The organism is uncultured Pluralibacter sp. (assembly GCF_913775985.1).
Classification (GTDB): domain Bacteria; phylum Pseudomonadota; class Gammaproteobacteria; order Enterobacterales; family Enterobacteriaceae; genus Pluralibacter.
Genome location: NZ_CAJYMB010000032.1, coordinates 16618 through 39457, shown reverse-complemented (window position 1 = coordinate 39457; position 22840 = coordinate 16618). Strand labels below are relative to the sequence as shown.

General features: G+C 56.1%; 22 protein-coding genes and 2 pseudogenes. 13 read left to right on the top strand and 11 right to left on the bottom strand.

The window, feature by feature from the left end; genetic code table 11:
- Positions 1–20 precede the first annotated feature (20 nt).
- Together rbsK and QZ766_RS04425 are read right to left on the bottom strand one after the other, a co-directional pair.
- Positions 21–944, bottom strand: a complete 924-nt coding sequence (rbsK, locus tag QZ766_RS04430; protein WP_297197797.1) for a ribokinase — start codon at positions 942–944, stop codon at positions 21–23.
- Positions 945–959: 15 nt separating this feature from the next.
- A complete protein-coding gene (locus QZ766_RS04425; RefSeq protein WP_297197795.1) occupies positions 960–1955 on the bottom strand; it encodes a LacI family DNA-binding transcriptional regulator in 996 nt (331 codons plus the stop codon).
- 368 nt (positions 1956–2323) lie between these two features.
- Between QZ766_RS04425 and QZ766_RS04420 the strand changes: the two are divergent.
- The 6 genes and pseudogenes from QZ766_RS04420 to nepI form a co-directional block, all read left to right on the top strand.
- Positions 2324–2522: pseudogene (locus QZ766_RS04420) on the top strand (Tn3 family transposase); the annotation flags it as partial.
- A 524-nt stretch (positions 2523–3046) separates the two neighbouring features.
- Positions 3047–3145, top strand: a complete 99-nt coding sequence (gene ivbL, locus QZ766_RS04415) for an ilvB operon leader peptide IvbL (protein ID WP_297197792.1) — start codon at positions 3047–3049, stop codon at positions 3143–3145.
- Between the two features lie 103 nt (positions 3146–3248).
- A complete protein-coding gene (gene ilvB, locus QZ766_RS04410; RefSeq protein ID WP_297197789.1) occupies positions 3249–4964 on the top strand; it encodes an acetolactate synthase large subunit in 1716 nt (571 codons plus the stop codon).
- Positions 4965–4967: 3 nt separating this feature from the next.
- Positions 4968–5258: an acetolactate synthase small subunit gene (gene ilvN, locus QZ766_RS04405; protein ID WP_297197787.1), complete on the top strand. Its 291-nt coding sequence runs from the start codon at positions 4968–4970 to the stop codon at positions 5256–5258.
- Between the two features lie 81 nt (positions 5259–5339).
- Positions 5340–5792 carry a DUF1198 family protein gene (locus QZ766_RS04400; RefSeq protein WP_297198064.1) on the top strand — a complete coding sequence of 151 codons (453 nt, stop codon included), beginning with the start codon at positions 5340–5342 and terminating at the stop codon, positions 5790–5792.
- A 101-nt stretch (positions 5793–5893) separates the two neighbouring features.
- On the top strand, positions 5894–7075 hold the full coding sequence (gene nepI, locus QZ766_RS04395) for a purine ribonucleoside efflux pump NepI (RefSeq protein ID WP_297197784.1): 1182 nt from the start codon (positions 5894–5896) through the stop codon (positions 7073–7075).
- On the opposite strand, the gene QZ766_RS04390 is transcribed toward nepI, so the two are convergent.
- Complete coding sequence (locus tag QZ766_RS04390; protein ID WP_297197781.1) at positions 7068–7982, bottom strand: EamA family transporter; 915 nt, start codon at positions 7980–7982, stop codon at positions 7068–7070. The genes nepI and QZ766_RS04390 overlap by 8 nt on opposite strands.
- A 171-nt stretch (positions 7983–8153) precedes the next feature.
- On the opposite strand from QZ766_RS04390, the pseudogene QZ766_RS04385 reads away from it, so the two are divergent.
- Positions 8154–8584 (top strand): annotated as a pseudogene (locus tag QZ766_RS04385) (GNAT family N-acetyltransferase).
- A 117-nt stretch (positions 8585–8701) separates the two neighbouring features.
- On the opposite strand, the gene QZ766_RS04380 reads toward QZ766_RS04385, so the two are convergent.
- Complete coding sequence (locus QZ766_RS04380) at positions 8702–9358, bottom strand: TetR/AcrR family transcriptional regulator (RefSeq protein WP_297197778.1); 657 nt, start codon at positions 9356–9358, stop codon at positions 8702–8704.
- A gap of 80 nt (positions 9359–9438) precedes the next feature.
- On the opposite strand from QZ766_RS04380, the gene QZ766_RS04375 reads away from it, so the two are divergent.
- From QZ766_RS04375 to nlpA, 4 genes are all read left to right on the top strand, one after another.
- Complete coding sequence (locus tag QZ766_RS04375; protein ID WP_297197776.1) at positions 9439–10944, top strand: MDR family MFS transporter; 1506 nt, start codon at positions 9439–9441, stop codon at positions 10942–10944.
- A gap of 68 nt (positions 10945–11012) precedes the next feature.
- A complete protein-coding gene (locus QZ766_RS04370) occupies positions 11013–11483 on the top strand; it encodes a nuclear transport factor 2 family protein (RefSeq protein ID WP_297197773.1) in 471 nt (156 codons plus the stop codon).
- 111 nt (positions 11484–11594) lie between these two features.
- Positions 11595–12908, top strand: coding sequence for a serine hydrolase (locus QZ766_RS04365; protein ID WP_297197770.1), 1314 nt, complete (start codon positions 11595–11597; stop codon positions 12906–12908).
- Between the two features lie 152 nt (positions 12909–13060).
- Entirely contained in the window at positions 13061–13873 is an 813-nt protein-coding gene (gene nlpA / locus QZ766_RS04360; RefSeq protein ID WP_297197768.1) for a lipoprotein NlpA, read from the top strand.
- 57 nt (positions 13874–13930) lie between these two features.
- Here the strand turns inward: nlpA and QZ766_RS04355 are convergent, their stop codons facing one another.
- From QZ766_RS04355 to QZ766_RS04325, 7 genes are all read right to left on the bottom strand, one after another.
- Entirely contained in the window at positions 13931–14365 is a 435-nt protein-coding gene (locus tag QZ766_RS04355) for a hypothetical protein (RefSeq protein ID WP_297197765.1), read from the bottom strand.
- A 198-nt stretch (positions 14366–14563) separates the two neighbouring features.
- Positions 14564–15244 (bottom strand): SDR family oxidoreductase, encoded by a 681-nt coding sequence (locus QZ766_RS04350; protein ID WP_297197762.1) that lies wholly within the window; start codon positions 15242–15244, stop codon positions 14564–14566.
- Positions 15245–15715 (bottom strand): YhcH/YjgK/YiaL family protein, encoded by a 471-nt coding sequence (locus tag QZ766_RS04345; protein ID WP_297197755.1) that lies wholly within the window; start codon positions 15713–15715, stop codon positions 15245–15247. It lies immediately after the preceding gene.
- Positions 15712–16881 carry an exo-alpha-sialidase gene (locus tag QZ766_RS04340; protein ID WP_297197752.1) on the bottom strand — a complete coding sequence of 390 codons (1170 nt, stop codon included), beginning with the start codon at positions 16879–16881 and terminating at the stop codon, positions 15712–15714. Before QZ766_RS04340 ends, QZ766_RS04345 begins: the two co-directional genes overlap by 4 nt.
- Before the next feature lies 1 nt (position 16882).
- On the bottom strand, positions 16883–18298 hold the full coding sequence (locus QZ766_RS04335) for a sodium:solute symporter family protein (protein ID WP_297197748.1): 1416 nt from the start codon (positions 18296–18298) through the stop codon (positions 16883–16885).
- Positions 18299–18376: 78 nt separating this feature from the next.
- Positions 18377–19261: a dihydrodipicolinate synthase family protein gene (locus tag QZ766_RS04330; protein WP_297197746.1), complete on the bottom strand. Its 885-nt coding sequence runs from the start codon at positions 19259–19261 to the stop codon at positions 18377–18379.
- 17 nt (positions 19262–19278) lie between these two features.
- Entirely contained in the window at positions 19279–20424 is a 1146-nt protein-coding gene (locus QZ766_RS04325) for an iron-containing alcohol dehydrogenase (protein ID WP_297197743.1), read from the bottom strand.
- Between the two features lie 162 nt (positions 20425–20586).
- Here QZ766_RS04325 and QZ766_RS04320 point away from each other — a divergent pair, with 162 nt between their 5' ends.
- Positions 20587–21861 carry a four-carbon acid sugar kinase family protein gene (locus tag QZ766_RS04320; protein WP_297197739.1) on the top strand — a complete coding sequence of 425 codons (1275 nt, stop codon included), beginning with the start codon at positions 20587–20589 and terminating at the stop codon, positions 21859–21861.
- Positions 21854–22840, top strand: a complete 987-nt coding sequence (locus tag QZ766_RS04315; RefSeq protein WP_297197737.1) for a D-threonate 4-phosphate dehydrogenase — start codon at positions 21854–21856, stop codon at positions 22838–22840. The genes QZ766_RS04320 and QZ766_RS04315 overlap by 8 nt, the downstream gene beginning before the upstream one ends.

Here is a 22840-nt window from a genome sequence, read left to right as displayed (position 1 = left end):
TAATATTATTGGTTGTTTAATCAGGCAGTAATACTTTCGATAACGGCTTTCACTTCATCCATCGCCGGGATCGCATCATGACCACCTGCCCTTGAAACTTTAATGCCAGCGACAACCTGTGCAAATCGGATAGCATCTTCTATATTATTTTCGTCGTCGATTAGATAATTGGCTAGCGCTCCGGCAAAACAATCACCCGCACCGACAGTATCGACTGCATTAACTCTCAGTGCTGGAATAAAGACGGATTTTTCATTCTGATAAAGCAGGCAACCATCACCACCCATTTTAATAATGACGTTTTTTACTCCCATTTTATAAATGATTTTTGCGGCTTCCAGTGCACTTTTTTCATCATTCACGGTAACACCGGTAATATGATGGGTTTCACTGCTATTCGGAACAATTAAATCAGCATAAGGGAAGCATTCAGGATTAATGCCCTGTACCGGTGCCGGGTCCAGGATTACAAACATGCCTTTTGCACGTCCCATTCGCATGGCAGCAAGGACGGATTCCTGGCTGGTTTCCATCTGAATCAGCAGGATCTTCCCGCTGATCTCTTCCAGTGCTTTGCTGACATCTTCCGGACCGAAAGCGAAGTTGGCGCCGAGGTTCACCAACAGTGTGTTATCACCACTCGGCTCAACCAGACCTACACAGGAGCCCGTTTTCGCCCCTTCTTTTACGATCATGTACGAATCGTCAATCCGGCGTTTTTTTAGATTCTGACGCAGCTGACGTCCGGCATCATCATCACCAATACAGCCAATAAAACAGACTTTTTTTCCGTAACGGGCGGCGCTGACCGCTTGATTATTGCCTTTCCCGCCGGCTGTCATCTGAATGGATTTACAGAATGTATTATCTCCACTCTTTGGAAATTCATGGCAGTTCACAATCACATCCATATTAATACTGCCCATGACGACGATATCGTACATAATGACTCCTTATTTCTATTCTCGTTTGAAGGTTGATTCTCTTATAACTAGTTCTGGTGTGATAATTAAATGCTTAATTTCAGCTTTACCATTGATGAGCTCAATCATGCTTTTAATTGAGAGTTGGCCAATTTTATTTAGATGCTGATTTATCGAACTTAGCCTTGGTATAAAAATCTCATCCATCGATGAATTATCGTATCCAACCACCAGCACATCATCGGGTACTTTTATTCCTGAGTCGATACAGGCACGGATGGCGCCGAATGCCATGGCATCGTTCGAACAGAATAAACCGTCAAATTTTTCACCTTTATTAATAAATTCCATAAAGGCATGATATCCACCCGTCGATGTTAAATCACTGTGGACGACGGTAATATTTTTACGACCTGTTTTTGATGATACAACCTCAGAAAATCCCGCCATACGCTCATTCGCAATCTCATCATCTGGCGTCCCCGAAAGCATGATCGGATTTACACAGCCTCTTTCAAACAGGTGTTCTGTCGCTAACCTGCCACCAATTCTATGGTCTACCGTCACTGATGAATAATGAGGATCAGAGCCTGAACGGTCTATTGTGATGGTTTTAATACCATTCTTTTCGAGATTCTCCAGATCCTTACCGGTGACCGACAGTGAGTTAATTATGGCTCCGCAGACAAAATTACTGCGCATCGAGTTAAGGTAATATTCAACCTTGGTCCGATCATCACTGCTATTAAAGAACAGTGTGTTATACCCGTTTTTGTTAGCTTCTTTCTCTATTTCAGATAATAAATCCGAAAAGAACTGGTTGTTTAACGTCGGCAGCATGACGGCAATAAGGTTCGTCCGGCCATGGGACAGGTTTTTTGCTATGGAATTCGGTACGTAGCCCATATCGTCGATAATTTTCAGAATGTACTTCCGCATATCTTCGCTGATATCACTTTTGTTGTTTATTGCTCTAGATACAGTTGCTACGGATACCCCGGCTTTTTTTGCTATATCTTTAATTGTTGTCATTCTTTCTCCGTAACCGGTTACGAAACAATACTACCGGTGATGATTTGATGTCAATTAGTGTTCAGAGGGATAAGTGGACGTACTCCACCCAACCCTCTGAAATTCTGGTACAAAACATGATAATCAAAGATTATTGGCATTTCATTTTTTTGATAACCATCACAATAAGATCATCAAAGGTGAGAGGCAGGTGCGGCCATCAGTCGTTAATGCGGTAATGCCCATTGATTACCCCAAACCGAGGCCAGCAGCATAGTGACTATCTTGAAAGCAGACTGCTGAGGATGATCCATGGCTTGTAATAGAAAATATACTCCTATGGACTGAATTTGTTGCCAGTCTGGAGGAAATACGTCATGTCGCTACATCTGCTTATGCTTGACTGGCTCCGCGCTCCGGCACTTTGTTGGCAGGTACAGGCGAAGCTGAATAAAGGAGAAGTCCGTAACGCGCTCGCGCGCGCTATTCCTACACTGTTTGGGTGAAATCAAGGACCGAAATTAGAGCTATCACGCCAGTGGACTAACGCTCCAGACAACTGCCATATCCCTGTGGAATACAGTCTATACCCGTTATACTTAAGCTGCTTGTGCGTTGGCTGCGCTCGTTCACCCCGGTGACTTACGAAAGTCAAGCTCCCGTGGATTCACTCATTTGCCGCCTTCAAGCAACTCGAATTATTTAGGGTATATACGTACAGAGCGGTCTATGCCTTAAAGCGTAAAGGGGCAGAGATCAACGAGTGACTGCTATCACATTTGTTGCCGTTAGGCTGGGTGTACATCAACCTTATATGAAATTATATCATTAAAAACAATAACATATAATGTTTCGGTGAGTTTCCGGCTGAGGCCATCTAAAGTCGAAAAGTCAAACAACAACTTTAACGTACAATAATTTTCGATAACCAAACTGACCCTTTTAGCTTTTTTAATTCTGCGCGGATCGCTATCAGCGGCACGATTTGGTGCGCAGCGGCGGCGGCACGCGATCTTTATCCTCTTTTTCCATGCTGCCCGATAATTTCATTGTCAGCTGCCGCAAGCTGTGTTTGTATAATTCGGTCATCCAAAAAAACGTCATGGTCCCTAATGAACGCTATCCGCAACGCACAGAACCTACTACTTACCGCGCACTCCGCCGCGGTAGTCGTCGTGCGTGTGGTGGTGGTCGTCGGCAACGCGCCGTAGGGTCCGGAACACACGATTCCAAAACCCCGCCGGCGCAAACCGGGCGGGGTTTTTTATTAAGACGCCCCCCGGAAAGTCGGCCCAGAATAAAAAGGACTGGAGCATGGCAACTTCGGACACAATGTCGGGCACCGCACCGTCACGACCTGCCCCGCAGGCAAAGCGCTTTACCGGCGCGCAGTTAATCGTTCATTTACTCGAGCGCCAGGGTATTACCACCGTTGCCGGTATCCCCGGCGGCACGGTGCTGCCGCTGTACGATGCCCTGAGCCAGAGCAGCCAGATTCGTCACGTGCTGGCCCGCCACGAGCAGGGCGCGGGCTTTATCGCCCAGGGCATGGCGCGCACCCAGGGTAAACCGGCGGTGTGCATCGCCTGCAGCGGGCCGGGCGCCACTAACCTGGTGACCGCCATTGCCGACGCGCGGCTCGACTCGATTCCGCTGGTGTGTATTACCGGACAGGTGCCGGCTTCAATGATTGGTACCGATGCGTTCCAGGAAGTGGATACCTACGGCATCTCTATCCCCATCACCAAACACAACTACTTAGTGCGCCACATCAGCGAGCTTCCGCAGGTGATGAGCGACGCTTTCCGCATCGCCCAGTCCGGGCGTCCGGGGCCGGTGTGGATAGATATTCCTAAGGACGTGCAGACGGCGGAAATCGACATCACCGATCTGCCGATGCCCGGCTGCAAAGCCCCGGCGCCGGTATTCGATCTTGCCGACGTGCGCGCGGCGGCGGCGATGATTAACGCTGCCCGGCGCCCGGTGCTCTATCTGGGCGGCGGGGTGATCAACGCCCCGGCGCAGATCCGCACGCTGGCGGAAAAAGCGAACCTGCCCACCACCATGACGCTGATGGCGCTCGGTATGCTGCCCAAGGCGCATCCGCTGTCGCTGGGCATGCTCGGGATGCACGGCGCGCGCAGCACCAACTACATTTTGCAGGAGTCAGATTTGTTGATTGTGCTGGGGGCGCGTTTTGATGACCGGGCGATCGGCAAAACCGCGGAATTTTGCCCGAATGCCAAAATCATCCACGTGGATATCGACCGCGCCGAGCTGGGCAAAATCAAGCAGCCGCACGTGGCGATGCAGGCGGATGTTGGCGAAGTATTGGATCAGCTGATCCCGCTGATTGAAGCCCGGCCGCGTGCCGAATGGCGCCAGCTGGTTTCTGACCTGCAGCAGGAATTTCCCTCCGCTATCGCTCAGGAGCGCGATCCCCTGAGCCACTACGGGCTGATTAACGCGGTTGCCGCCTGCGTGGACGACGAGGCGATTATCAGCACCGACGTCGGCCAGCACCAGATGTGGACCGCCCAGGCCTATCCGCTGAACCGCCCGCGCCAGTGGCTCACCTCCGGCGGCCTCGGCACTATGGGATTTGGCCTGCCCGCCGCCGTCGGCGCGGCGCTGGCGAACCCGCACCGCAAGGTTATCTGCTTCTCCGGTGACGGCAGCCTGATGATGAACATTCAGGAGATGGCGACCGCGGCGGAAAACCAGCTCGATGTAAAAATTATCCTGATGAACAACCAGGCCCTGGGGCTGGTGCACCAGCAGCAGAGCCTGTTCTACCAGCAGGGCGTGTTCGCCGCGACCTATCCCGGCACCATCAACTTTATGCAGATTGCCGCCGGATTTGGCCTGCAAACTTGCGATCTTAATGCCGAAGCCGATCCGCACGCGGCGCTGCAGGCGATTATCTCGCGTCCCGGCCCGGCGTTAATTCACGTCAGGATCGATCCTGAACAAAAAGTCTGGCCGATGGTGCCGCCGGGTGCGGCAAATACTGAAATGGTGGGGGAATAAGCCATGCAAAACGCGACTCATGACAACGTTATTCTTGAGCTAACTGTCCGCAACCATCCGGGGGTAATGACCCACGTCTGCGGCCTGTTCGCCCGCCGGGCCTTCAACGTTGAGGGTATTCTCTGCCTGCCGATCCAGCACAGCGACCGCAGCCGCATCTGGCTGCTGGTCAACAACGACACGCGGCTGGAGCAGATGATTAGCCAGATAGACAAGCTGGAAGACGTCAGCCAGGTTATCCGCCACCAGAGCGATCCGGGGGTATTCAATACGCTGGGACAGTATTTTGACTGATTCTCACTAATCGCCGCGCCGGTCTGGCTTTTGGAACGGATGTCCTTATTATGTCCGGGCAGCGGCGAAGAGAGAGGATGCATGGTCTGGGTGATGATAGCCACTCTGGTGGCGGTTTTTGTGGTGGGATTTCGCATCCTGACCTCCGGCTCTCGCCGGGCAATTAAGCGCCTGAGCGAGCGCCTCGGCGTGACGCCGGAGCCGGTGGAATCGATGATCGATCAGATGGGAAAAAGCGCGGGCGAAGAGTATCTGCGCTATCTGGAGCGCCCCAATGAGGCGCACCTGCTGAATGCCGCTCAGATCCTGCTTATCTGGCAGGTGGCGATTGTTAACGGCAGCGAAAGCAACCTGCTGTGGTGGCACCGCCATCTGCAAAAGGGGCGGCTCGCATCGCCGTTGACCGACGCGCAGGTTCGGCTGGCGCTGGGCTTTCTGCGCGAGCTGGAACCGGATATCGCCGACTTTAACGCCCTCCAGCACCGCTATAACGCGCTGTTTATGCAGGATACGGGCGTCAGCTGGCTGCATTAGCAAGTAGCAAAAATGCATAGCTAAAGTTGGCGAATTGTTAATTGTGTCACGGTTATAATGTTACACTGCGCAACTATTACAATTTTTTGCGCGGTAAATCAATGAGTGTAACTTCCGGGACGTTAACTTCCTCCACAACGCTGGCGCGGCCCAACTGGTCTGCCGTGTTTGCCGTTGCCTGCTGCGTTGCCGGCCTGATTACCGTCGAGTTTCTACCGGTCAGCCTGCTGACGCCGATGGCGCAGGAGCTCGGCATTTCCGAAGGTTTGGCCGGGCAGTCGGTGACCACGACCTCATTTGTTGCCATGTTCTCCAGCCTGTTCATCACCCACGCCATTGGCCGCACCGACCGCCGCTACGTGGTGATCGCTTTCGCCGCGCTGCTCACCTTCTCCTGCCTGCTGGTCTCCTTTGCCACAAGTTTTACCATGCTGCTGCTCGGACGCGCCTGTCTGGGCCTGGCGCTCGGCGGCTTCTGGGCAATGTCGGCGTCGCTGGTCATTCGTCTCGTGCCGACGCTGTTCGTGCCGAAAGCGCTGTCGATTATCTTTGGTGCCCTGTCGATTGCGCTGGTGATCGCCGCACCGCTGGGCAGCTTCCTCGGCGCGCTGATCGGCTGGCGCAACGTTTTTAACGTCGCGGCGGTGATGGGCGTGCTCTGTATTTTCTGGGTATGGAAGGCGCTGCCTTCGCTGCCGGGCGATACCGGGCCGCGCGCCAACATGCTGGCGCTGCTTAGGCGTCCCGGCGTGGTGGCCGGTATGCTCGCTATTTTCACCTCATTTGTCGGTCAGTTTTCCTTCTTCACCTACATCAGGCCGATCTATATGAGCCTGGCCGGGTTTGATGTTAACGGCCTGACGCTGGTTCTGCTGAGCTTCGGCATCGCCAGCTTCGTCAGCACCTCTTTCTCTTCGCTGCTGATGAAGCTCTCGGTGAAGGCAACGCTGGCCCTCGCGCCGCTGCTGCTGGCGATCTGCGCGGCGTTACTGCTGCTGTGGGGCCATGAAAAAGCGGTGGCGGTGGGCGTGGCGATTGTCTGGGGCGCCGCCTTCGCGGTGGTGCCGGTGGGCTGGTCAACGTGGGTAACGCGCTCGCTGTCGGATCAGGCTGAAAAGGCCGGCTCCATTCAGGTGGCGGTGATCCAGATGGCAAACACCTGCGGTGCCGCCTTTGGCGGCATCGCGCTGGACCACTTTGGCCTGCTGTCACCGATTGCGCTCTCCGGTTCCCTGATGCTGTTTACCGCGCTGCTGGTGCTGCTCAAGGTGCGGATCAAGTAGCCCTGCGGTTGACCTTTGCCTGGCGGCGGGAGTCGAGGGAGATAAGCACCACCGAAGAGAGGATCAGCAGCGTGCCCAGCCAGTCCGGCAGGGCAAAGCTGACGCCGAGCAGCAGCACCGACAGCAGGGCGCTGCTGAGCGGCTCCGCGCAGCTGAGGATGCTGGCCTTCGGGCCGCCGATCATCTGCGCGCCCTTCAGATAGAGGCTGAAGGTCAGCGAGGTTCCAATCACCACCAGATAGAAAAACGCCAGCACCAGGCTGCCGCTCATCGTCACGTGTGTCCCCGATCCGGCGTAGAACGGCAGCAGGCAGGCGCCGCCGATCAGCATGCTCCAGCCGACAATCGCCAGCGTGCCGTAGCGGGCAATCAGGGTTGAGGGATAAGTGGTGTAAAACGCCGCCGCGAAAGCCGAGGCGATGCCCCACAGCAGCGCCGCTGGCGAGATAGAGAGCGAAGTAGGGCTGCCGTGGGTGACCAGCAAAAAAGTGCCCGCCAGCGACGTGCAGATAGCGGCTATCACCGGCCAGCCGGGCCGGGCCTTGCGCGCCAGCGCAAACCAGCTGACGATAAGCGTCGGCGACAGGAACTGCAGCACGGTAGCGGTAGCGGCGTTAGATTTTTCAATGGTTTGCAGAAAGGTCAGCTGCACGGTGAGCGCGCCGGCCACCGAAAACAGCAGCAGGCTCAGCGCGTCCCGGCGGTTTTTCAGAATGCGGAAAATTTTATCGCCGTGCACGAAGCCCAGCATCAGCAGAATAAATCCGGCGAAAATCAGCCGCACCATGGTCAAAAACGGCGACGATATCTGGCTCTGCTCCATGATGTACTGCGCGCACACTCCTGAACTTCCCCACAGCACGGCGGCAATCAGAACGTTCAGCATCCCTTTTCTGGTGGATCCCATCTTTCCCTCGATAACTTACTGTTTGCTCGAAGAATAGTCGCAGAAGGAACAAAACGGAAGTTGCCGCCGTCACATCTGCTCAATCTGGCTCGATGTGCGGCGAATACCGCATATCGCAGGCGGATGTTATAAATAAATGAAAATAAAAAGCAGGCTGAACGGGAGAATAAGATGAAGATCGACGTTACGGACGTTATTACCGCGCAAGATCAGGAAGAACTCTTTGCCGGCCTGCGGGCCTACAACAGCCAGTTTATTGATACCCGTGACTGGTACAGTCTCGGGGTGTACGCCCGTGACGCGCAGGGGAAAATGCGCGGCGGGCTGATCGGCAAGCGCAAGGGCGACTGGCTGTGCATCGACTACCTGTGGGTCAGCGAGGAAGCTCGTGGGTGCGGGCTCGGCAGCACGCTTATCGCCGAGGCAGAGGCGCGCATTCGCCAGTGGGCTGCCGCCAGATGCTGGTGGACACCGCCAGCTTTCAGGCGCTGCCGTTTTATCAGAAGTGTGGCTTCACGCTGAGCCATACCCTGCAGGATTTCCCCTATGAGGGGATGCAGCGCCACTACCTGACGAAGAGCCTGGCGCATCAGGTTAATTGACGTGCAATTTTAGCGCCGGGCCGCGCCCGGCATCCTCACGGACTTCAGTACGCGGCGGTTTCTCCGCGCGGGCCGGCGCGAAACTGACTGCGGCATATATGCCTGTTGAAACAGGCTCTAACCCCGTATCCCCTGATTCATCATCGCCAGCGCGTGGCTGACAATGCGTTCGGCGCTGATGCCCTGAATGCGCGCGTCGCTGCGGGCGCGTGAAAACGGCATCAGCACCAGGCTTATCAGGGTGGGGAAAACCAGCTCCGGCGTCAGGCCGGGATTGAGTTTTCCCGCTGCCTGCCAGCCGGCAATTCTGTCCAGCATCTGGCGATAGCTTTCTTCCCCGAAGCGGGCATTCATCTGCTGGCGCAGCACCGGCACCTCGCCAATCATCTCGTGCATCCACAGCGGGGCGAACCAGGGGTGCTTTCCGGCCATGTCGGCCAGCACCTGTGCCATTCCGGTAAAGGCGCTGACGGGATTGTCGGCGTGCTGCAGAAAAACCGCGCCGATGCGGTCGCACAGCGGCATAAAGCGGGCTTCCAGCAGTTCCTCCACCAGCGCTTCGCGGGAGTTGAAATAGTAGTGAAGCATCGCCGGCGTGACGCCCGCTTCGCGGGCAATGGCGTTAAGCGATACCCGGGCGATACCGTCCCGGGCAAACAGCGCCAGGGCAATATCTATCAGCTGTTCGCGATTGGCGGTGCCCGGTTTTTTGCCGCGCGGGCGGCCCGGACGCCGCGGTTTATCAGATTTATCTTTGTCGGCTGATGCTGTCATTTACGCAATATCCCTTGACCTGAACGGTGACTTCTACAAATATTAATTATCTATTTAATTAATTTCAATCGCGTGTAGCTATGGACTCTCAATCTATCAAGCAGCCTGAGCAGACTGGCGTCAAATCCATTCGTCTGCTGTTCAGCGCTCTGCTGCTGGTGATGCTTTTGTCGGCGCTGGATCAGACCATCGTATCAACGGCGCTGCCGACTATTGTTGGCGAACTGGGCGGTCTGGACCGGCTCTCCTGGGTGGTGACCGCCTATATTCTCGCCTCGACCATTGTGGTGCCGCTGTACGGCAAGTTCGGCGATCTGTTTGGCCGCAAGCGGGTGCTGCAAATCGCCATCGTGCTGTTCCTGCTCGGCTCGGCGCTGTGCGGGCTGGCGCAAAATATGACCCAGCTGGTGCTGATGCGCGGCCTGCAGGGGCTCGGCGGCGGCGGGCTGATGGTGGTCAGCATGGCCGCGGTGGCGGACGTCATCCCGCCCGCGGATCGCGGGCGCTATCAGGGGCTGTTCGGCGGGGTGTTCGGCCTCGCCACGGTGATCGGCCCGCTGATTGGCGGCTTTATCGTTCAGCACGCCTCCTGGCGCTGGATCTTCTACATCAATCTGCCGCTGGGGCTGTTTGCACTGCTGGTGATTGGCGCGGTGTTCCGCAGCAGCAGCAAGCGCAGCGAGCATCAGATTGACTGGCTCGGCGCGCTCTATCTCAGCATGGGCCTGCTGTGCATCACCCTGTTTACCTCTGAGGGCGGCTCGGTTCACGCCTGGGACGATCCGCAGCTGTGGTGCATTCTGGCGTTCGGGCTGGTGGGCATCGGCGGGTTTATTTACGAAGAGCGGCTGGCGTTTGAGCCGATTATTCCGCTGTCGCTGTTTCGCAACCGCAGCTTTCTGCTGTGCAGCCTGATGAGCTTTATTATCGGCATGGCGCTGTTCGGCTCGGTAACCTTCCTGCCGCTTTATCTGCAGGTGGTGAAAGCCGCTACCCCCACCGAGGCCGGGCTGCAGCTGATCCCGCTGATGGGCGGCCTGCTGCTGACCTCGATTATCAGCGGGCGCATCATCAGCCGCACCGGCCGCTACCGGCTGTTTCCTATTCTCGGGACGCTGTTCAGCACGGCGGGTATGGCGCTGCTGACGCGCATCACTATTGATTCACCCACCTGGCACCTGTACCTGTTTACCGGCGTGCTGGGCATGGGGCTCGGACTGGTGATGCAGGTGCTGGTGCTGGCGGTGCAGAACGCCGTTGCCGCCAACATGTACGGCGTCGCCACTTCCAGCGTCACTCTGTTTCGCTCCATTGGCGGCTCCATCGGCGTGGCGCTGTTTGGTGCGGTGTTTAACCACGTTCTGCAGTCGAGCCTGACCCGCCTGCTGCCGGAAAACGCGGTTATCCCGCCCGGCATGAATCCGGATGCCATTCACCATCTGCCTGAGAATTTGCGCCTCGGCTATCTGGACGCCTTCGGCTCCGCTATCCACGCGGCATTTACCATGGCGGCGTGCATTATGGCGGCGGCCTTTGTGCTGTCGTGGCTGCTGCGGGAAGCGCCGCTGCGCACCTCGCATCAATAATCGGTTACGTTTGCCCGGGGCTGTGGCAGGATGCCTGATACGCCCCGAGCTAACTCCCGGAGAACACTATGACAGAATCTCGCCCGCCGCTGCCGCCCTTTACCCTTGAGTCCGCCATTCAGAAAGTCCGCGCCGCCGAGGACGGCTGGAACAGCCGCGATCCGCACAAGGTTGCGCTGGCATATACGCCGGACAGCCAGTGGCGCAACCGCAGCGAATTTATCGACGGCCGCGCGCAGATCGTGGATTTTTTACAGCGCAAGTGGGCCCGCGAGCTGGAGTATCGCCTGATTAAAGAGCTGTGGGCCTTCGGCGATACCCGCATCGCCGTGCGCTTCGCCTACGAGTGGCGCGACGACAGCGGCAGCTGGTTTCGCTCTTACGGCAATGAGAACTGGGAATTCGACAGCAGCGGCCTGATGCGCACCCGCTTCGCCTGTATCAACGATCTGGCTATCGCCGACAGCGAGCGGATGTTCCACTGGCCGCAGGGCCGCCGCCCGGACGATCATCCGGGGCTGAGCCTGCTGGGGCTGTAGCAAGACAATCCGCTGCGGGGGATTTTCCCCCGCTTACTGACTGCACCTGCCCGAATCTCTTCACCTACAGTGTGGCCTGCATCATTTACTTTACCGATGAAGGCCAACTTTATGCGCAAGATGAAAACTGAACTCTGCCTCCTCGCCCTCTGCCTGGGCTTCAGCCTTAATGCCGCTGCGGCGCAGCCCGCTAACGATTGCGGCGTGCCGCAGCTGGCCGCCTGCCCGCAGCCTGCGGATACCCGGCTTCCCGACGTTAAAGATATGCTCACCTGGGATCGCCAGCAGCGTGTAGTGGGTTTTCGCAGCGACTTCCGCGCCTATCCGGGGGACGTATTCAAAGCCGGCGAGCCCCGTCCGATCCCGCTGGTATCGCGCTCCCTGAAGGAGGCGACTTACGAGTACCACGGCCACCGCTACGGTGTGGAGGATTACATCAAGCGCAATGACGTCACCGGGATGATGGTGATTAAAAACGGCAGCATTGCATACCAGTATTACGGCAGCGGCAACACGCCGACCACGCTCTGGACCTCCCGCTCGGTGGGCAAATCCGTAGTCTCTACGCTGGTAGGTGCAGCGGTAAAAGAGGGCAAAATTGCCTCGCTCGACGATGAGATCGTGAAGTACAACCCGGACGTGAAGGGCACTGCCTGGGAACACGTCACCGTACGCCAGCTGATGCAGCACACCTCCGGCGTAAAGTGGAACGAGGACTATACCAACCCGCAGTCTGACTTCGCGAAGCTGACCCAGTGTGAAGCCAACAAGGGCACCTACGACTGCGTGAAGGCGCTGGTTAACGATCCGGCGCGCAAAGCTTACGCGAAGCCTGGCGAAGCGTGGTCATACTCCTCCGGCGGCGCGTGGCTGCTCGGAGATACGCTGGAAAAAGCCACCGGCAAATCGCTGGCGCAATATCTGCAGGAAAAAATCTGGCAGCCGTACGGTATGACCCACGACGGCGTGTGGCACAGCTACCAGCCCGGCAAGCACGACGTTGGCGCCCACGGCTTTAACGCCACGCTGGAAGACTGGGGCAAGTTTGGCCTGTTTATTATGAACGACGGCGTGCTGCCTGACGGCACCCGCGTGCTGCCGGATAATTGGGTGAAAGACGCCAGAACCTGGAATACCGCCGACAAATCGGTGACGGCCGGCCACCCTGACGGCAGCTACGGCTATCAGTGGTGGAACAACAGCGTGCCGGTCAATGCCAAAGACGTCGCGCCGGTGAAGGGGCTTGAGAGCCGGGATACGATGTGGGCGCTCGGCATCTTTGGCCAGGTGATTGTCGTTAACCCGAAAGAGCAGCTGGTGATTGTGCAGTGGTCAACGTGGCCGAAGGCGGAGCCGTCATTCAGCGCCCAGCCGCTGGAGGCGTCGCTGATGTTCAACGCCATCGCCAATACCCTCGCCAAATAACATCCCCGCGCGCGCCGCTCACGCAGCAGCGCGCGCATTTTCGTTAGTCGTTTTCGTTCTGATTCATTCCTTTTCGTTTTAAACCTCCCGGCAGCAAACTCGCTATAGTCGATATCCACAGGAGAGTCCTGTTTTTAAAGAGGAAATCGGGCGTGAAAATAGCGTTACCTTCTCTCGGCGCGCTGGCGCTGGCCGGGCTGTTGCTCGCAGGCTGCGACGGCGGCAGCAGCGATGCAAAGCATATTAAAGTCGGTGTGATTAACGGCGCTGAACAGGACGTGGCCGAAGTAGCCAAAAAAGTGGCGAAAGAGAAGTACGGCCTCGACGTCGAGCTGGTGGGCTTCAGCGGCTCGCTGCTGCCTAATGATGCGACCAATGCCGGAGAGCTGGATGCCAACGTTTTCCAGCACCGCCCGTTCCTGGAGCAGGATAACAAAGCCCACGGCTATCACCTGGTGGCAGTGGGCAACACCTTTGTCTTTCCGATGGCGGGCTATTCACGCAAGATAAAATCCGTTTCGGCGTTGGGTGACGGCGCGACCATCGCCATTCCCAACGATCCCACCAACCTTGGCCGGGCACTGCTGCTGCTGCAAAACGAGAAGCTGATTACCCTGCGCCCGGATAAAGGGCTGCTGCCGACGGCGGTGGATATCGTCGATAATCCGCATCATTTAAATATTATCGAGCTGGAGGGCGCGCAGCTGCCGCGGGTGCTCGACGATCCGAAAGTCGATGTGGCGATTATCAGCACCACCTACATCCAGCAGACCGGCCTGTCGCCGGTGCGCGATAGCATCTTTATCGAAGACCGGAACTCGCCCTACGTCAATATCGTGGTGGCCCGCGAGGACAACAAAGACGCAGAGAAGGTGAAAAACTTCGTCAAGGCCTATCAGTCGCCGGAAGTTGCCAGCGCCGCCGAGCGCATTTTTAACGGCGGGGCGGTGCCCGGCTGGGAGTGAGAGCGTCACCTGTAGCAACGAGGGCCGGCAGGATGCTGGCCCGTTTTCATTCTGCGATCAGATACAGGTATAAAAGTAGGGCCCGCGCGGGCAGGGGCGCAGGCGGTATTGCACGGGATTCTGCTTCAGGGTGTACATTTTGCCGGAGAACGGATCGACGCCCAGCCAGCCCGGCAGCCCCAGGAACACCAGATTGCCGAAGGTGTACCAGTTGCTGAGACGGGTCGCCAGCGGCACGTTCACCGAGCTGTAGCCCGGATGGGACAGCGTCAGCGTGTAGCGGAATCCGCCGAAATAGCCGCCGTCGTATTTTTTCAGCACCACGTACTGCGGCGTGGTCCCGGAGGCGGCAATCTGCCCGTACTTATCGGTAATGGTAAACGTGGCGCGTGAGGGAATGCTGTCAATGAGCACGCGCTCGTCGCTGCGGCCAACAATGGTGGCGCAGCCGGTCAACAGCAGCGAAAACAGAAGTATAAAGGCGAGTTTCATCCTTGAGGCTCCGGCAAAGGTTTGCTTTTAAAGGCGGCACGGGCCCGGTGAAACTTAATTTTTTGTTGTTCTTAGAGCGCTGATATCCGCCTCAAGCTGCGGTTTGCCACATCCGCCGATGATGGCTTTTCTCAGTAAACGTAAAAAGCGCCGCGGAGGTGCGGCGCTTATTGATATAACAAGCTGCTAATGAAAGTGCTATTTACCCAGCGACGCGCCGCCGCAAATCGCGATCTCCTGACCGGTAATGGCTCCGGCCTCAGGTTGAAGCAGGAAGGCGATCAGCGCTGCTACCTCCTGGGGCTGGATCAGACGGCCTATTGGCGGCATGATTGGCGCTGATGCCGCGCGGCCTGGCTGAGTCAGCATCGGCGTCGCGGTTGCGCCGGGGGCGACCACGTTTGCAGTGATCCCGCGCGACGCCAGCTCCATCGCCCAGCTGCGTACCATCCCCACTAGCGCGGCTTTGGTTGCAACGTACTGTGAACGATTTGCCGCGCCGCGAGAGGTGCGGCTTCCTACGACAACCAGGCGGCCTCCGGCCTGCATCTGGGGGGCAAAGTGATTCATAACGGTTTCTGCAGCCTGAACGTGAAGCGCCCACAGCTGCTGGCCGATATCGCTTTCAAGTTTGCCCAGCGGCGCGGCGGCCATGATACCGGCAGCGTGAATAATCGCCTGCGGCGTTTCGAGCCCGGCAAGGGTTTCCCTCAGAGCATCACTGCAGGTAAGATCGACGCTGATACTGCGAAAATGCGGATCGTCAATTGCCGTGGGTCGGCGGCTGAGCCCGATAACGGACCAGCCTCTTTCCAGTAGCAGTCGGACCGTTGCCTGTCCAATCCCGGAACTTGCCCCGGTCACTATTGCAAGCTGCATTTATGCCTCCAGTAGCGCCTTTGGCACTTTGAATACGGCTTTTCTGACTTGAGAAGGTACATCTACGGCACACAGCGCCTGATGCGGCTCTCCCGGTAGAAATACCGCAAAATCCCCTTCACCGAGCTGGATCGAGACGCCCGTCGGCGTGCGCGGAGTGATGAATAAGTCCTGCTTACGTTCTTCATCATCAGGCTGCATAACCGCGGTGGCGGCGGCATAAATTAGTTCACTGCCTTCAAGGATCACCTGAATATCGGCCCACTGGCGGTGATATTCGGTATGGCGAGCCTCGCGGTGTTGCGTTTGCGCCGGGCCAATATTGCAGAACCATTGTGCGCCGTCCGGCTGCCATCGTCCGTCTTCTCTGGCCTTCAGGGCGGAGAGCGTTGCGCCCTCGGTGGCCAGGATGGCGTTAAGCACCGCCGGCAAGCCTGCCTGGGACAGGGCGTCGAGATTGCCAACAATCATGATTCACCGCCTTTTACCCACGCCGGGGTAACGCGGACATATTTAATTGCCTGGCGGAAATAGGTATAGGCAATGTGCAGCTCCCCGTCGTGGCCCTGTTTTATGCTGGGATAAGAGAACTCCCGGTTCAGCTTTTCCTGAGAATTATTGGTCATGCAGTAGCCGTCGCCTTCATCCAGATTTCGCTGCCAGGGCCAGCTGAGGCCCCCGTCGCCCGAAATCGCTACGGTCATCGGAGCCCGCGGCGCGCCCCAAAATGCCGAGCGTCCCTCTTTCACTTCAGGCTCTTTGCGTCCGTCGCCATCGTCAATTTCATCGTACAAGGAGGCTCTGCGCTCGGAGGCGCCTGCGGCACTCATATGATTGAAAACAAGCGCCAGCTCGCCGCTTTCAAGCGTTGTCACCTGGATCGAGGAGTTATTGTTTGGCAGCTCTGTAGGCTTCGGAGATGACCAGCTCTCTCCGTTATCCGAAGAGTGGCTGATATAGATATTGTCCGCCCAGCGGCTGCGAAACAGCGCCACCAGACTGCCGTCTTTCAGCGGCGTGATGTTCATGTGTACGCAGCCCAGGCTGTCCTGGACCTCTACATCGCGCCACGTTTTTCCCCGATCGGCAGAAATTTTCACTGCGCTGATATCGTCGTTGCCCACCCACTTTTCACCCGGACGGGTGCGGCAGTAAAATACCGGCAGCAGCCAGTTTCCGTTCTCCAGCACCGTCATCGGCTGACGGATAAACGTGCCCGGCTTATCAAGGAGAGTATCAATTGCCCCCCAGGTTTTCCCGAAATCATTCGACTGGCGATAGCGCACAATCGCCGTGTCCTGGTTGCCGGAAACCTGCGCAGTCCACATCAGCCACAGCGTACCGTCAGGTGCCAAAAACAGTACCGGGTTCTGTTCCGAGCGGGTTGGGTCATCGGAGAGTTTAACCGCTTCACTCCATGTCTGGCTGCCCGGTGCCAGGCGCGAGCTCCAGATGGAAATATCGGCAATGCCCTCCTGCGTACCGCCAAACCAGACGCACATCAGCGTGCCATCCGGCAGCGGCAGTACATTAGCGGCGTGATTCTGTGGGCATTCTGACGGCAACATTGCGATGGCAACAGCGCTGTCCTGCTCCAGAGGGCGTACGACGCCATCACGATTTACGGTTACGGTCATGTCAGGCTCCATTATTTTCGACAGAGGTGGAGAGTGTTGAGTTTTTCGCTTTGTTCGGGATCAGGTAGTCCAGCGCCATAATAATGGCCGGGGTGATCAGCGCGATGTACATGTTATTAATACCAAAGGGATCGCCGAGCATATACCACACAGAAGTCATCACGCATGCGCCTATCAGGCCGGCATTTGCGCCGCGGGCGCTTTTAAAGAACGGGGCATAGAATGCGATAACCGCGACGACCGAAATGGAGAGGCGAATGGCACGGGTAAAGAACGACAGCTTCAGTACTTCCGGCACGAACAGCACGAAAATCAGCGGTAGAAAGCCGATAAACAGCGACAGCCAGCGGGTCGCTTTAAATTCCTGCTCCGGCGTCGGCTTGCGATAAGGCACATAAAAATCTTTGACCACCAGAGAAGCAATGGCCAGCGCAACCGTACTGACGCTCACAAAAATGGAAGCTACCAGCGAGGTTGTGACCAGGCCTGCCATCCAGGGGCGCATGTCCTGCAGGAATACCGGCATCGCGTACAGGCTATTAATTTCCGGATGCAGATATTTAGCCGCGACGCCGATGACGCCAATAGCCAGTGCGATAGGCATACAGAAGAAGAAGGCAACCCAAGTCGCGCGCTTGGCCGATTTCACATCTTTAGTCGACGAGATCGCCTGAATGACAAACTGGGTGCAGAAAATAGATCCGATTGTACCAATGAGCCAGGCCACAATGGTGGTGGCACCAATATTGCCATCCCAGGTCCAGTAGTAGTCCGGCATGTGATCGATCATTGGCTGTAGGCCGCCGGTTTGCGACAGGGCAAACCACAGGATCGCGATGACGCCAAAATATTTCAGCGCACTGTGAATCACCGTCACCAGCGCCATCCCTTTCATACCACCAAAGGCAAAATAGAATGTACTGACGATGGCGGTAATAAAGGCTGCAACAGGCAGGTTGACTTTTAATACGGTGGAAATAGCCGCCGCGCCGCTAACATAATTACCTACGTTTACCAGCAGCAGTGCGTAAATCATGATTAGCGAAATAATATTTTTAGTTGTTGTACCGTATTTTTCTGCAATTGCGCCGGAGATCGTAATCTTTCCGGTGCTGTAAATACGCTTCACCAGCAGAAGTCCGAAGAGCGGAAAGCCAATGGCAGCACCAATAACAGACCAGGACGCGGCAAAGCCATCTTCGAATGCAGCCTGCGCGGTACCAATGGTGGATTTAGCACCGATGAATTCAGACATCAATAAAATACCGACGACAAAAGCCGGCATTGCGCGTGAGCCTTCCATAAAGTCGCCGCTGTTTTTACTGCGTAAGCGGAATGTCAGCCAGGTTGTGAAAATAATATAGGCAATGACAATGCCGATAATAAGTAGGGTATCTTCAGCTGAAAAATGGTTCATACAGACCTCTCTTAGGGCGTATAAAACCCGGGCACGTCAATGTGCCCAGCTTTCTGGTTATTAGTCAGAGTGTGTTAATTATTGGAGGTACTGGGTCACAATCTGGCGAATTTGCTGTTCCTGATCCGGGGTAAAGCGCACCGCGTAGCGGCTTTCGCCGGTATCGTGCCCCATGAGCTGCAGCGCTTTTTTCACTGCTGCAGGTGAGAACGCCACGCGATACAGATCGGTACGCAGGCCGGTGACACTCTCCTGGGCCCGCGCTGAACCCTCAATATCACCGGCATTGAAGCGGGACCAGATAGCATTGATCTCTGCGGGGGCGACATTGGCTAAACCGGAAATACAGGCCGAGCAGCCCTCTACAAATCCTCTATGAATCAGAGAGTCCGGGCCGTTTAACACCGTAAAGTTTTCAATATCTTTTACCGCTGTCAGAAAACCGTTCAGGCTTTCATAACTGCCCGCGCTATCTTTTATGCCAATAATATTGGGATGAGCGGCCAGCCGACGCACGGTCTGCGGCTCAAGGACGTTGCCGGTCCGGACCGGGATGTTATAGAGAAAAACAGGCACGCTGAGCGCATCGGCAATCTCGCTATAGTGCGCAATCAGCTCTTCCTGCGAGAGCGGCACGAAATAAGGCACGATGGCGGATACCGCATCAACACCCAGCGTTTCAATCTGCTTACCCAGTCGGATAGTTTCCCGGGTAGATATTTCGCCGATATGTGCGACTACATTTGCGCGTCCGGCCACTTCCGCGACGCAGGTTTCGGTAACGGCGATTTTTTCACGCTCGTTGAGCACAAAAAACTCGCCGTTGGTGCCGCCGCAGAAAATACCGTTTCCGGCAGCGAGCTGGCGATTTACCTGAGATTTTAATGCGGGAAAATTGAGCTCTCCCTGCGCGTCAAAAGGCGTTATTACCGCCGTTAATACTCCCTGAATGTTATTTGTCATAACGGACTCCGCAGCGCTTAATTTTTAGGAAAAAGAGTGTGATAGATGCCCTGTACCTCATCATGGCTGACGGTGCAGGGGGCGTTATTCATTAAGCGCTTCACATTTAGCGCAGCATCGCTCAACGACGAAATATCGCTGCGGGGAACGCCCATCGTTTCCAGGTTATCAGGCAGGTTCAGGCGCTTAACCAGATCGGCAAGATAGGCCACCAGTGCATGGGATTTTTCATCATCGCTCAGCGCTGTATCAGCACCGGGAATGAGATCCCATACCCTGGCAAATTTTTCCACGGCGTGCGGGCGCACGACTTTCATGCAGGGCGCCAGCAGAATGGCATTGGCCACGCCGTGGGGCAGATGGTATTTGCCGCCCAGAGGATAAGAGAGCGCGTGGACCAAGTGGGTGCCGGCATGCGCAATCGCAGCACCGCCGTAATAGGATGCCCAGAGCATCTCAAGCCGGGCATTGAGGTTATGAGGTTCACTTACCGCAACGTCAATATTGCGCAGCAGCTTATACAGTCCGGTCAGCGCCACGTTATCGCTGACAGGATTCGCCACCGTAGAGGTATAGCATTCCAGCAAATGGCACAGGGCATCAATTCCGGTTGAGGAGGCAATATGTGCCGGCATGCTGGTGGTCAGTTCAGGCAGGAGAGCGACGTAATCGGGTAGCAGAACTGGTGAGATAATACCCACTTTTGTACTCTGTTCCGGGATGGCCAGAATGGCGTTTGGTGTCGCCTCAGAGCCGGTTCCCGCGGTGGTGGGTATCAGCAGGGAAGTGACACGGTGCGTTGGTTTTTCCCCGGCCAGCAGCGCTTCAAGGCTTTTTGATTCAGGAGCACACAGTACCGACAGCAGTTTGGCTACATCCAGAACGCTGCCGCCGCCAATACCCACCACAATATCTATTGTCCGATCCGGCAGCTCGCGCACGATGTTGGCTACGTCGTGCTGGCTTGGTTCTGCGGGAACGCTGTCAATAATGTAAACATCTCTTCCCTCATTACGCAGCAGCGCCACGATTTGCTGTGTTTCTTCAAGCTTGATGATATTGGCATCTGAGAGCAGCAAAACGCGCTGCCTGCCCGCTAATACAGGAGCAAGGGCGGGGATCGCTCCGGCTCCGCTAATCAACGTACTGTTAATGGTAATCACGATATTCTCCTGTTGCCGGAGGTGATTGAATTTAATCAATCGCTCTCGCGGCTCTCGCACTTTGATGGCTAAATTTATAATTTAAACCGAAAATGAAAAGATTGATGTTGCTCACATATAATCAATTATGATTGAATATAATCATAAGCGGATAATTACACAATGGGAGTGACGATGGCGGGACGGAATACTGATAACTCTATTCTTATCATCGCTGATGACTTCACTGGCGCGAATGATGCCGGAGTTACCCTGGCGAAGTGCGGAAATATCGTTGATGTCGTGCTGCATGCGGATTATCAGCGCGATGGCCGGGCCGACGTGTGCATTCTCAATAGTGATAGCCGGGCGCTGCCCGTGGAGCAGGCTTACGATCGCGCACTTTCACTGGCCGCTTCTGTCGGAGAGCGGCAGCCTTACCGCTGGCGGATAAAAAAAATAGATTCCACTCTCCGGGGGAATCCGGGGGCAGAAACCCTGGCGATGATGCGGGCGCTGGAGATCGACATCGCGCTCGTGGCACCGGCATTTCCCGCTGCAGGGAGAACGATCCGCGACGGCCAGTGTTTGGTTAACCACCGACCGTTGACCGAAACGGAATTCGCGACCGATCCCAAAACGCCGGTGCACAGTGCAGATGTTGGTTTCGTTTTTCAATCACAAAGCGAGCTCCCCTGTCTGCATATCGGCCTTGATGTTTTGCGTGCAGGAAAACTCAGCGAATGTCTTGCACAAATATCTGCGCCGACACTGGTCATTATTGACGGCGAAACGGATGCTGATCTCGATTATGTAATGGAGGCGGCCAGGCGCCTACCCTCCTCTCCGCTACTGGTCGGCTCGGCAGGTCTGTGCGATGCCTTTGCCCGGGTTGTCACATCACACTCTCGCCCCTGCCTGCTGGCGGTGGTGGGCTCGATGAGTGAAATGGCGCAGCAGCAAATCGAGGTGCTTAAGCAGCAGTCCGATGCGCGCCTGATACTTATCAATATTGATGACGCGCTGAACGACAGGCCGGAAAGCTACCTCACACAAATAGCGAATGCGCTGGAAAGCGGGCAGCACTGCATTGTGCATACCTGCTCAGACAGCGCTGCGCGCCATCGTATCGACGACGTGTGCCGCCAGCGGCAGCTCAGCCGCAGCGAGCTTGGCGAAAACATTTGCGCTTTTTTAGGCGCGCTCGTCCGGGATGCCGCGAGCATCAGCGTACCCGATGCGCTCTATTTATCCGGCGGTGATGTTGCGCTGGCCGCCGCGCGCGCGCTGGGGGCAACGGGATTTCGAATTACAGGCTGCGTGGCGCAGTGCGTGCCGTGGGGTCATTTTTTAGGAAGTAACTGGCACATGCCAGTCATGACTAAGGCCGGGGGCTTTGGTGATGAAACAACCCTGCTCAAGGTTTTGCATTTTATCGAGGAGAACGTAAGTGTCTAATATTATCGCTGTAACGATGGGTGACCCGGCAGGTATTGGTCCTGAGATTATTATTAAGTCGCTGGCGGAGGGTGAACTCTCCGGTGCGCCTGTGGTGGTGGTCGGCTGCGCGAAAACCTTTGAGCGTATTATGGGGCTGGGGATCGTTCCTGCCGCGCAGATGCGCGTTATTAATAGCGTTGCGGACGCGCGTTTTTCTCCCAATGTAATCAACGTCATTGATGAGCCGCTGGCCGATCCCCAGGCGCTCAAGCCGGGCATCGTACAGGCGCAGGCGGGCGATCTGGCCTACCGCTGTATTAAGCGGGCGACCGAGCTGGCAATGTCAGGCGAAGTGAAGGCCATTGCGACAGCGCCGCTGAATAAAGAAGCGCTGCATACCGGCGGCCATTTCTACCCGGGACATACGGAGCTGCTGGCGAAGTTAACGCATACGCAGGATTACGCGATGGTGCTGTACACGGATAAACTCAAAGTTATTCATGTTACGACCCACATCGCTCTGCGCAAATTCCTCGATACTCTCAATCAGGATCGTATCAAAACGGTTATTCGGGTTGCTGATGATTTTTTAAAACGCGTTGGCTATGACAATCCGCACATTGCAGTGGCGGGCGTAAACCCTCACGCAGGTGAAAATGGCCTGTTTGGCGATGAGGAGATCAAGATCGTGGCGCCTGCAGTAGAGGCCATGAAAACGGAAGGTTTCAACGTCACCGGCCCCTGCCCGCCAGATACGGTATTCATGCAGTGCCATGAAGGAATGTATGACATGGTGGTCGCGATGTATCACGATCAGGGGCACATCCCGCTTAAGCTACTTGGCTTTTACGACGGCGTAAATATTACCGCCGGACTGCCGTTTATTCGCACATCAGCCGACCACGGTACGGCATTTGATATTGCCTGGACAGGAAAAGCCAAGTCTGAGAGCATGGCTACTTCGATCAAACTCGCCATGCAAATAACGCGGAATTAA

Excerpts from the sequence above, each read along its gene's own strand:
- QZ766_RS04370 (WP_297197773.1), top strand. The coding sequence starts at position 11,013 with ATGACAGAATCTCGCCCGCCGCTGCCGCCCTTTACCCTTGAGTCCGCC.
- QZ766_RS04390 (WP_297197781.1), bottom strand. The coding sequence starts at position 7,982 with ATGGGATCCACCAGAAAAGGGATGCTGAACGTTCTGATTGCCGCCGTG.
- QZ766_RS04380 (WP_297197778.1), bottom strand. The coding sequence starts at position 9,358 with ATGACAGCATCAGCCGACAAAGATAAATCTGATAAACCGCGGCGTCCG.
- QZ766_RS04320 (WP_297197739.1), top strand. The coding sequence starts at position 20,587 with ATGGGAGTGACGATGGCGGGACGGAATACTGATAACTCTATTCTTATC.
- ivbL (WP_297197792.1), top strand. The coding sequence starts at position 3,047 with ATGAACGCTATCCGCAACGCACAGAACCTACTACTTACCGCGCACTCC.
- ilvB (WP_297197789.1), top strand. The coding sequence starts at position 3,249 with ATGGCAACTTCGGACACAATGTCGGGCACCGCACCGTCACGACCTGCC.
- QZ766_RS04330 (WP_297197746.1), bottom strand. The coding sequence starts at position 19,261 with ATGACAAATAACATTCAGGGAGTATTAACGGCGGTAATAACGCCTTTT.
- rbsK (WP_297197797.1), bottom strand. The coding sequence starts at position 944 with ATGTACGATATCGTCGTCATGGGCAGTATTAATATGGATGTGATTGTG.
- QZ766_RS04400 (WP_297198064.1), top strand. The coding sequence starts at position 5,340 with ATGGTCTGGGTGATGATAGCCACTCTGGTGGCGGTTTTTGTGGTGGGA.
- QZ766_RS04355 (WP_297197765.1), bottom strand. The coding sequence starts at position 14,365 with ATGAAACTCGCCTTTATACTTCTGTTTTCGCTGCTGTTGACCGGCTGC.
- QZ766_RS04340 (WP_297197752.1), bottom strand. The coding sequence starts at position 16,881 with ATGACCGTAACCGTAAATCGTGATGGCGTCGTACGCCCTCTGGAGCAG.
- QZ766_RS04345 (WP_297197755.1), bottom strand. The coding sequence starts at position 15,715 with ATGATTGTTGGCAATCTCGACGCCCTGTCCCAGGCAGGCTTGCCGGCG.
- QZ766_RS04350 (WP_297197762.1), bottom strand. The coding sequence starts at position 15,244 with ATGCAGCTTGCAATAGTGACCGGGGCAAGTTCCGGGATTGGACAGGCA.
- QZ766_RS04365 (WP_297197770.1), top strand. The coding sequence starts at position 11,595 with ATGCGCAAGATGAAAACTGAACTCTGCCTCCTCGCCCTCTGCCTGGGC.
- ilvN (WP_297197787.1), top strand. The coding sequence starts at position 4,968 with ATGCAAAACGCGACTCATGACAACGTTATTCTTGAGCTAACTGTCCGC.
- nepI (WP_297197784.1), top strand. The coding sequence starts at position 5,894 with ATGAGTGTAACTTCCGGGACGTTAACTTCCTCCACAACGCTGGCGCGG.
- QZ766_RS04335 (WP_297197748.1), bottom strand. The coding sequence starts at position 18,298 with ATGAACCATTTTTCAGCTGAAGATACCCTACTTATTATCGGCATTGTC.
- QZ766_RS04425 (WP_297197795.1), bottom strand. The coding sequence starts at position 1,955 with ATGACAACAATTAAAGATATAGCAAAAAAAGCCGGGGTATCCGTAGCA.
- QZ766_RS04375 (WP_297197776.1), top strand. The coding sequence starts at position 9,439 with ATGGACTCTCAATCTATCAAGCAGCCTGAGCAGACTGGCGTCAAATCC.